Below are 9,058 nucleotides of genomic sequence, written 5' to 3' on the forward strand. Positions count from 1 at the left end.
CCTACCCGCGCCCGGCGCCGAACCCGTGTTCGAGCTGTAACCGGCCGAACGAATCGGTTTACAAACGGGTGTTCGCACGGTACGTTGGAGGCGAACAACGACTTAGATCTAACTTCCTTAGACCGAGGAGCTGACCCGCATGGCCACGACCAACACCGGCACGACCGCCCGCAAGACCGCCGCGACGAAGCGCTCGACGGCCGCCAAGAAGGCCGCCCAGACGCGCTCGGCCAACCAGGCCGCCGCCGCGCGCAAGACGACCGCGACGAGCGCCAAGAAGGCCGCGACGGCCGAGGCCGAGGCCGCCAAGACGCGCGTCGACCTCGTCCAGGAGTACGCCGAGCGCGCCGCGCACGTGCAGGTCGGCGCCGCGCTGGTCGCCCGCGACGCGGTCACCGAGGCCGTCTCCTCGATCCGCGGCCTGTCGCGCGACACGGTCGAGAAGGAGCTCACGGTCCGCCGCAAGCGCCTCGAGGCCGAGCTGAAGCGCTTCGAGCGCCGCGGCTCCACCGAGGTCAAGCGCTTCGAGCGCGACGCCAAGAAGGCCCGCACGCGCGTGGAGAAGGACGTCAAGTCCTTCCGCTCCGACGCCACCAAGCAGCTCAAGCCGATCACGTCGCAGGCCGACCTCGTCACCGCGCGCCTCGACAACCTCCTGCAGACGGGCCTCACCGGCGCCCAGAAGGCCGCCACCACGGTCCAGGAGCGCATCGCCTCCGTCGCCTAGCCCGACGCCGCCGCACCCGAATCTCCTCCCCGACGAAGGGTCGTCCGCAAGGGCGGCCCTTCGTCACTCAAGGGCCCGTTGGACTTTGCGACAATGGAGCACATGGCCTCTCCCTCTCGCGACGAGATCCTTCAGTCGCTGACCGCCGTCATCGATCCCGAGCTGCGCGAGAACATCGTCGAGCTGGGGATGGTGCGCTCGGTCGAGATCGCGCAGGACGGCAGCGTCGCCGTCACGGTCTCGCTCACGACGGCCGGCTGCCCGATCCGCAACCACTTCCAGACCGCCGTCGTCAAGGCCGTCAAGGGCCTCGGCGTCGAGCAGGTCTCGGTCGCCTTCGACGTGCTCTCCGACCAGGAGAAGGGCGCGCTGCAGCAGAAGCTCGGCCGCGGCGGCGCGCTGCCGACCGGCGCGCTCGCGCAGGTCGCCAACGTTATCTGCGTCGGCTCGGGCAAGGGCGGCGTCGGCAAGTCCACGCTGACCGCCAACCTCGCCGCCGCGCTGGCCGCCGACGGCAAGAAGGTCGGCATCCTCGACGCCGACGTCTGGGGCTACTCGATCCCGCGCATGTTCGGCCTCGGCGGCGACCGCCCGCCGGTGTCGCCGGACCGCAAGATCCTGCCGCTGGAGGCCGCCGGCGTGAAGGTCATGTCGATCGGCTTCTTCGTCGCCGAGGACTCCGCGGTCGTCTGGCGCGGCCCGATGCTCCACAAGGCGCTCACGCAGTTCCTGGAGGACGTCGACTGGGGCGAGCTGGACTTCCTGCTCGTCGACCTGCCGCCGGGCACCGGCGACGTCTCGATGACGCTCGCGCAGCTGCTGCCCGAGGCGAAGTTCCTGCTCGTCACCACGCCGCAGCCGACCGCGCAGAAGGTCGCGCGCCGCGCCGCCGAGATGGCCCACAAGGTGTCGCTGGACATCGCGGGCGTCGTCGAGAACATGTCCGGCTTCACGACGCCGGGCGGCGAGCGCTTCCAGATCTTCGGCGAGGGCGGCGGCCAGGAGCTGGCCGACGAGCTGGACGTCCCGCTGCTGGGCAAGGTCCCGCTGACGATGCCGCTGCGCGAGCAGGCCGACGCCGGCGCCCCGCTGGTCGGGACCGACCCCGACGACGCCGCCGCGCAGGCGATCCGCCAGGCCGCCCGCGGCCTGATCGCGCTGATGCCCGTCGAGTTGCCGATGATGGCCGCGTCGGCCGCGCCGGCGGCGAGCGCGTCGCCCATCGAGGTCATCCCGCCGGCCGACAAGAAGCCGAGCGGGATGAGCCTCCCGATGGCGGGTTAGCGCGCGACCTCGCGCAGCCGGCCCGTCTCGACCTCGTAGACGAAGCCGCGGATCGAGTCCTTGACCGGGATGAACGGCGAGGACTCGATGCGCGCGATCGACTGGCGCACGTCCTCCTCCAGGTCCGGGAACGCCTCGGCCGCCCACTCGGGCTTGATGCCGGTGTCGTCCTGGATCTGGCGGCGGAACTCGTCGTCGCGGAACGTGAGCATCCCGCAGTCGGTGTGGTGGATCAGGATGATCTCCCGCGTCCCCAGCAGCCGCTGCGAGATCGCCAGCGAGCGGATCTCGTCGTCGGTGATGACGCCGCCCGCGTTGCGGATGACGTGCGCGTCGCCCTCGCTCAGGCCCAGGATGGCCTGCGGGTCCAGGCGCGCGTCCATGCAGGCGACGACCGCGACCTGCTTGGCGGGCGGCAGCGGGAGCGGGCGGGCGGGACCGTCTCGGCGCGACGCGTAGTCCTCGGCGTTGCGCAGCAGCTCGTCGGTGACAGACATCGAAGCGGGACCTCCATTCGGGTCGTCGGAGACACAAAGCCTACTGACCCTATGGGGAACGGCGAGCCGCTTTTCGCACGGCGGCGCGGCGGCCGCCGGAAGAGGGGCGCGCGACGGTCCGACCGCCGCGCGCGCGACGTCGTTCCTACTTCTTGAAGTAGTCCGCGTTGATCTGCACGAACTTGGACCACTCGTCCGGGACCTGGTCCTCGGCGAAGCAGGCGTCGACCGGGCAGGCCTCGACGCAGGCGTCGCAGTCGATGCACTCCTCCGGATCGATGTAGAGCTGGTCGACCGAGTCGTAGTCGGGCTCGTCCGGGGTGGGGTGGATGCAGTCGACCGGGCACACCTCGACACAGGAGTTGTCCTTGGTGTTGACGCAGGGCTCGGTGATCACATAGGCCATAAGGGGGATCCTCGTGCTGGTTCAGACGGGGGTTGGACGCGGCATTCTGCCAAAGCTCCGGACGAGGGGCCCCCGCGCCGCAACCGTGCAGGTTTCCGTGGAGGTTCTCCGCGGAAGCCATACAATTCGGGCCTGGAGGATCGATCCCTGTCGAATGTGGGCAAGCTGGGTCGTGGCTGAGGGTGACGTTCGTAGGTCCCATCGCATGTCCACGCCACCCATCGAACAGAGAATCGCCGGGCGCGCCCGTCGCCGCCGGCTCCCCCGCAGCGTCCCCCTCCGGGTCGCGTGGCTGGTCGCCGACGTCCTGGCGATCGCCGCCTGCGCCGCGCTGCTGCTGCACGCCGTGATCTAGCGCGTCGGGGCGGCGTCCGTCGGCGCGTCGCGGCCGTGCCCGCCCGTAGTCTGGTGGGTGCATGCTGCTGCTCACCGGCGCCACCGGCCTCGTCGGCTCCGCGGTGCGGCGCCGTCTCACGGCCGCCCGCGTCCCGGTCCGCTGCCTCGTGCGCGACCCGCGCCGGCTCGGGCCCGACCGCGTGCGCGTGCAGATCGCGCTCGGCGACCTCGCCGATCCGCCGTCGTTTCGCAACGCGCTGCGCGGCGTGACGACCGTTGTCCACCTGGCGGCCGCGATCCGCGACCAGCCGCGCGGCTCGATCGAGGAGCTCAACGGCATCGCGACGTGGCGGATGGTCCAGGCCGCCGAGGCCGCGGGCGTCACGCGCTTCGTGTTCTTCAGCGCGCTCGGCGCGACCGCGCACGACCGCACCCGCTTCCTGCGCGCCAAGGCGCTGGCCGAGCGCGCGGTGATCGAGAGCGCGATCCCCGAGCCGGTCGTCATGGCGCCGTCGATCGTCTACGCGCCGGGTGACGTCTTCATGACGCTGCTGAGCCGGATGGCGATCGCGCCCGTGGTCCCGGTCAGCGGGCGCGGGCGGGCGCGCTACCAGCCGATCTGGGCCGAGGACGTCGCCGACGCCGTGATCGCGCTGCTGGACGCGGCGCGGCCCGACGCGCGCTACGAGCTGGCCGGCCCGGAGGTCGTCGACCACACCGAGATCATCCGGCGCCTGCTGGCCGCGGCGGGGCGTCCGCGCCCGCTCGTCCACGTCCCGACGCCGATCGTCTCCCGCGCGCTGCGCGCGACCGAGGCGATCCTGAAGTCCAAGGCGCCGGCGACCTGGGACGAGGCCGAGCTGATGGAGGTCTCGATGGTCAGCGCGCGCGGGACGGCGGATGCGCAACTTCTCGGGGTGCGGCCGGGTTCGATGGCGGAGGTCCTCGGGCTCGAGGACGACCTGCTACCCGTGTAGACCGCATGCCGACGCTCGACACCACCAAGACCCGCGCCGCCGCGCTGCTGGCCGTTCTCGCGCTCGGCGCCGGAGGCGGCCTGCTGGCCGGCTGCGGCGGCGACTCGCGGAACACGTCCGATGACACGGTCCCCACGGCCGTGACGACGTCCGAGGACGGCGGCGCCGTGACGACGCCGGGCGCCGACGACGTCACCACGCCGACCGACACGTCGGTCCAGACCGTGCCCGCGCCCGCGTCCACGACCGGCGGCTCGTCGACCACCGGCGGCACGTCGACGACCGGCCCCGGCTCCTCCACGCAGGCCACGACGGTCCCGGGCGGCTCGCCGTCCAGCGCCCCGCAGGACACCGGCGGCCACGCCGCGCCCGACGGCTCCAAGACGACGTCGACCAACTCCGGCTCGGGCTCCTCCGGCGGCGCGAGCGCCAACCAGGACCCCGAGTGCCGTCCCGGCACCGGCCCCGGCCAGGCCGACCCGCAGTGCGAGCCGGTGAGCGGGCCCGACGCCCAGGACGAGGACGGCTAGTCGCCTAGAGCGTGGGTCGTCGGTCCGACCAGCCGTGCTTGGCGCGCGGCGTGGCGCCTAGAGCGTCGGTCGTCGGTCCGACCAGCCGTGGGCGGCCTCCAGCTGGGAGGCGAGCGACAGCAGCGCCGCCTCGCCGGCGGGCTGGCCGATGAGCTGGATGCCGAGCGGCAGGCCGTCCTCGCGCTGGTAGAGCGGCAGCGAGATCGCCGGCGAGCCGCTGATGTTCAGCGGCGGCGTGAAGGGCGTGAACGAAGCGCTGCGGGTGAAGCCGCCGAGCGGGTCGTCGGCGTTGAGCGGGTCCAGCGTGCCGAGCGTCACCGGCGCCTCGGCCAGCGCGGGCGTCAGCAGGGCGTCGTACTGGGAGATCCACGTCACCAGCTCGCGCCCGACGCCGTGCAGCTGCAGCTCGGCGGCCAGGGCGTCGATCGAGTCGATGTTCTTGCACAGCTGGTAGAGCGCCCACGAGAGCGGCTCCATGTCGTCGGCCGTCGCCTCGCGGCCCGCGATCAGCTCGGCGAGCTTGATCTGCGTGCAGACCGCCGGGCCGAACGACGCGGTGAAGACCGCCGACAGCTCCGGCCGCGCCCACGGCGGGTCGGCCTCGACGACCTCGTGGCCGAGCGACTCCAGCAGCGCGCCCGCGTCCTGCATCGCCTGCACGCAGACCGGGTCGACCTCGGCCTCGGGCACCGGCGACAGCGCGCTCATCGCGATCCGGAGCTTGCCGGGGGCGCGCCCCACGGCGGCGGCGAACGGCTCGGCGTTCGGCGGCGCCCACGTCATGTCGCCCAGCTCGTAGCCCGCCAGCAGGTCCAGCAGCTCGGCGGTCTCGCGCACGGTCCGCGTCAGCACGCCGTCCTGCACGAGCAGCATGTGCCCGACCTCGGGCGCCAGCGAGATCCGCCCGCGCTGGGGCTTGAGGCCCACCAGCCCGTTGCAGGCCGCCGGGATGCGCGTCGACCCGCCACCGTCGTTGGCGTGGGCGATCGGCACCATGCCCGACGCGACCGCCGCGCCCGAGCCGCCGGACGACCCGCCCGGCGTGCGGGACTGGTCCCACGGGTTGCGCGTCGGCCCGAACCGCGCCGTCTCGGTCGTCGGCATGATGCCCCACTCCGGCAGCGTCGTCGTCCCGACGATCACGAAGCCCGCCCGCTTCAGCCGCGCGACCACGTTGTGGTCGTAGGGCGCGACGAAGTCGCCGACGAAGTGGGAGGCGAACGTCAGCCGCCGCCCCGCCACCGCGCGGTTGTTCTTGATCGCGATCGGGACGCCCGCGAACGGGCGCGGATCGTCGGCCGCGATGCCGTCGGCCTCGGCCAGCGCGTCCTCGGCGAAGACGTCGACGAACGCGTTGAGCGTCGGGTTCAGCTCGGCGATGCGGTCCAGCGACGTCTGGACCAGCTCGCGAGCGGACAGCTCGCCGTCCTTGACGAGCCCGGCCAGCTCGTGGACGGGGCGGAACAGGAGATCGGCGCCGGCGGCGGTGGACATGGCGCCGACCCTACTCCGGCCGGCCGCGAACGCCCACCGGCGCGTAACCCCTTGGTTACAAGTTATGTGGTTACATGATGCGGGAACGTCCAGCCCGAGCCGATGCCCGACCGCGACCTCCCCGACGACCTCGTCCTGCCGCTGACCAGCGGCGAGCCGTGGTGGTACTGGACCGGCGGCCGGCCGGCGGTCGACTTCGTCAACACCCACCGCGAGCGCTGGCGGCGCAACGTCGAGACGCTCGTCACGCCGAGCGACCTCACCCGGTGGCTGGTGCGCGCGGGCGTGATGGACGCCGACGGGGGCGCCGCGGTCAGCGCCAAGGTCCTCGGCCAGGCGCGCGACCTGCGCGACGCGATCGACGCGCTGGTCGTCGCGGCCATCGAAGGCGGTCCCGCGCCGGCCGACGCGATCACGCTGGTCGACGACTGGCTGGTCTTCGCCGGCGCGCGCCCGCAGCTGGTCGCCGGGCCCGACGGCGTCCCCGCGCTGACCGAGCGCGCCGCCGCCGACTCGCCGCGCCGCGCGCTGGGCATGGTCGCGCTGGACGCCGCCCAGATGCTCGGGACCGCGCGGCAGCGCGACCGCATCCGGATCTGCGCCTCGGAGACCTGCTCCGGGCGCTTCTTCGACCGCTCGCCCGGCGGCGGCCGCCGCTGGTGCTCGATGCGCACCTGCGGCAACGAGGCCAAGGCGCGGCGCCATCGCCTGCGTCAGAAGGCACAAGCGCCTGAGCCGCCCGGCGATGGCCTCGATCGCCTGCGTCAGAAGGCGCAGGCGACGCCTGAGCCGTCCGGCGATGGCCTCGATCGCGCGCGCCACGGGGCCGACGCACAGCCTTCAACAACGACAAGCGAACCGGAGATGAGATGAGCACCGTGATGGAAGGGGTCCAGTCTGGCCTCGAGGGCGTCGTCGCCTTCGCGACCGAGATCGCCGAGCCCGACAAGGAGGGCGGCGCGCTGCGCTACCGCGGCGTGGACATCGAGGACCTGGTCGGGACCATCCCCTACGAGAAGGTCTGGGGCCTGCTGGTCGACGGCTCGTTCGAGCCGGGCCTGGCGCCCGCCGAGCAGCACCCGCTGACGATCCGCAGCGGCGACCCCCGCGTCGACGTCCAGGCGGCGATCGCGGCGCTGGCTCCCGAGTGGGGCTTCCAGCAGCTGATCGACATCTCCGACGAGCAGGCGCGCACCGACCTGGCCCGCGCGTCGGTCATGGCGCTGAGCTTCGTCGCGCAGTCCGCGCGCGGCCTGGGCAAGCCGTGGGTCCCGCAGGCCGACGTCGACCAGGGCTCCACGCTGGCCGAGCGCTTCCTGATCCGCTGGCGCGGCGAGGCGCATCCCGACCACGCCAAGGCGATCGACGCCTACTGGATCTCCGCCGCCGAGCACGGCATGAACGCCTCGACGTTCACCGCGCGCGTGGTGGCCTCGACCGGCGCCGACGTCGCCGCCGCGCTGTCGAGCGCGATCGGCGCGCTGAGCGGCCCGCTGCATGGCGGCGCGCCGTCGCGCGTGCTGAAGATGCTGGACGAGGTCGAGCGGACCGGCGACGCCGACCGGTGGGTCAAGGCCGCGCTGGACCGCGGCGAGCGCCTGATGGGCTTCGGCCACCGCGTCTACCGCGCCGAGGACCCGCGGGCCCGCGTGCTGCGCCGGACCGCGCGCGAGATCGGCTCGGCGCGCTTCGCGGTCGCCGAGGCGCTGGAGCAGGCCGCGCTGGCGGAGCTGAAGGCCCGCCGTCCCGACCGGGTGCTGGCGACCAACGTGGAGTTCTGGTCGGCCGTCGTGCTCGACACGGCGCAGGTCCCGCCGGAGCTGTTCACGTCGATGTTCACCTGCGCGCGGGTCGCCGGCTGGTCGGCGCACATCCTCGAGCAGAAGCGCGAAGGCAAGCTGATCCGCCCGACGGCGAAGTACGTCGGCGAGGGCCCGCGCGACGTCAGCTCCGTGGAGTGAAGCCGGCGTCCAGCTGCGCTGCTACAGCGCCAGCGCGCGCTCGACGATGGCGGCGCCGTCCGCCCCGCGAGGCAGGTCGCCGAACGCCAGGCCGCGGCGCTCGGACAGCCGTGACGCGCAGAACGCATCGCTGACCGCCGCGGGCGCGTAGCGGACGAGCAGGCTGGCCTGCAACGCGAGCGCCATGTCCTCGGTGGCTCGGCGAGCCGACCACTGCGCGTCCTCGGGCGCGGCGGCGGCGAGCGCCGGCAGCTCCTGCTTCGTACGGTCGAGATGCGCGTCGAGCAGCGCGTCGGCGCCGCGCGCGAGCTCGCACTCGGCGACCAGCGCGGCCGCTGTCTCGGGCTCGCGCGTGAGCGCGCGCAGCACGTCGAGGGCGATCAGGTTGCCGGACCCCTCCCATACAGTGCCGATCTCGATGTCCCTGTAGAACTGCGCCATCGGCGCCTCCTCGACGTAGCCGTTGCCGCCGAGGCACTCCAGCGCCTCCGCGGCCATCGGCGCGCCGCGCTTGCAGACCCAGTACTTCATCACCGCGAGCGCGAGGCGGCGGAAGGCGGACTCGGAGGGCTCGTCGTCGGAGTCGAACGCAGCGGCGATCCGCATCGTCGCGGCGCTCGCCGCCTCGGACTCCAGCGCAAGATCGGCGAGCACGTTGACCATCGCCGGCTGCTGAGCGAGCGGCGCGCCGAAGGCGCTGCGATGACGGGCGTGCCAGACCGCCTCGGCGAGCACGCGGCGCATCATGCCGGTGACGCCGAGCAGCGTGTCGAGACGCGTCCAGATCAGCTGCTCGACGACGAACGCCGTGCCGCGTCCCTCCTCGCCGAGCAGCCGCGCGGGGAG

General features: G+C 73.2%; 11 protein-coding genes. 7 read left to right on the plus strand and 4 right to left on the minus strand.

The window, feature by feature from the left end:
• The first annotated feature begins 139 nt into the window (after positions 1-139).
• Positions 140-727, plus strand: a complete 588-nt coding sequence (locus tag VFG42_RS23205; protein WP_324911208.1) for a hypothetical protein — start codon at positions 140-142, stop codon at positions 725-727.
• Between the two features lie 102 nt (positions 728-829).
• On the plus strand, positions 830-2,011 hold the full coding sequence (locus VFG42_RS23210; protein ID WP_324911209.1) for an Mrp/NBP35 family ATP-binding protein: 1,182 nt from the start codon (positions 830-832) through the stop codon (positions 2,009-2,011).
• Here VFG42_RS23210 and VFG42_RS23215 read toward each other — a convergent pair.
• Both VFG42_RS23215 and VFG42_RS23220 read right to left on the minus strand, forming a co-directional pair.
• Positions 2,008-2,508 carry a carbonic anhydrase gene (locus VFG42_RS23215; protein WP_324911210.1) on the minus strand — a complete coding sequence of 167 codons (501 nt, stop codon included), beginning with the start codon at positions 2,506-2,508 and terminating at the stop codon, positions 2,008-2,010. The two genes, VFG42_RS23210 and VFG42_RS23215, sit on opposite strands and share 4 nt — an antisense overlap.
• A 145-nt stretch (positions 2,509-2,653) precedes the next feature.
• Positions 2,654-2,914: a ferredoxin family protein gene (locus VFG42_RS23220; RefSeq protein ID WP_324911211.1), complete on the minus strand. Its 261-nt coding sequence runs from the start codon at positions 2,912-2,914 to the stop codon at positions 2,654-2,656.
• Between the two features lie 205 nt (positions 2,915-3,119).
• On the opposite strand from VFG42_RS23220, the gene VFG42_RS23225 reads away from it, so the two are divergent.
• The 3 genes from VFG42_RS23225 (at position 3,120) to VFG42_RS23235 (ending at position 4,757) form a co-directional block, all read left to right on the plus strand.
• A complete protein-coding gene (locus VFG42_RS23225) occupies positions 3,120-3,269 on the plus strand; it encodes a hypothetical protein (protein WP_324911212.1) in 150 nt (49 codons plus the stop codon).
• A gap of 61 nt (positions 3,270-3,330) precedes the next feature.
• Positions 3,331-4,227: an NAD-dependent epimerase/dehydratase family protein gene (locus tag VFG42_RS23230; RefSeq protein ID WP_324911213.1), complete on the plus strand. Its 897-nt coding sequence runs from the start codon at positions 3,331-3,333 to the stop codon at positions 4,225-4,227.
• 5 nt (positions 4,228-4,232) lie between these two features.
• Complete coding sequence (locus VFG42_RS23235) at positions 4,233-4,757, plus strand: hypothetical protein (RefSeq protein ID WP_324911214.1); 525 nt, start codon at positions 4,233-4,235, stop codon at positions 4,755-4,757.
• A gap of 57 nt (positions 4,758-4,814) precedes the next feature.
• On the opposite strand, the gene VFG42_RS23240 is transcribed toward VFG42_RS23235, so the two are convergent.
• A complete protein-coding gene (locus tag VFG42_RS23240; RefSeq protein ID WP_324911215.1) occupies positions 4,815-6,251 on the minus strand; it encodes an amidase in 1,437 nt (478 codons plus the stop codon).
• 102 nt (positions 6,252-6,353) lie between these two features.
• On the opposite strand from VFG42_RS23240, the gene VFG42_RS23245 reads away from it, so the two are divergent.
• Both VFG42_RS23245 and VFG42_RS23250 read left to right on the plus strand, forming a co-directional pair.
• Positions 6,354-7,124: a CGNR zinc finger domain-containing protein gene (locus tag VFG42_RS23245; RefSeq protein ID WP_324911216.1), complete on the plus strand. Its 771-nt coding sequence runs from the start codon at positions 6,354-6,356 to the stop codon at positions 7,122-7,124.
• Positions 7,121-8,212 carry a citrate synthase 2 gene (locus tag VFG42_RS23250; RefSeq protein ID WP_324911217.1) on the plus strand — a complete coding sequence of 364 codons (1,092 nt, stop codon included), beginning with the start codon at positions 7,121-7,123 and terminating at the stop codon, positions 8,210-8,212. The genes VFG42_RS23245 and VFG42_RS23250 overlap by 4 nt, the downstream gene beginning before the upstream one ends.
• A 21-nt stretch (positions 8,213-8,233) precedes the next feature.
• Here VFG42_RS23250 and VFG42_RS23255 read toward each other — a convergent pair.
• The coding region (locus tag VFG42_RS23255) for an acyl-CoA dehydrogenase family protein (RefSeq protein ID WP_324911218.1) at positions 8,234-9,058 on the minus strand (825 nt) is incomplete at its 5' end.

The sequence above is a fragment of the Baekduia sp. genome (assembly GCF_035685985.1).
GTDB lineage: Bacteria > Actinomycetota > Thermoleophilia > Solirubrobacterales > Solirubrobacteraceae > Baekduia.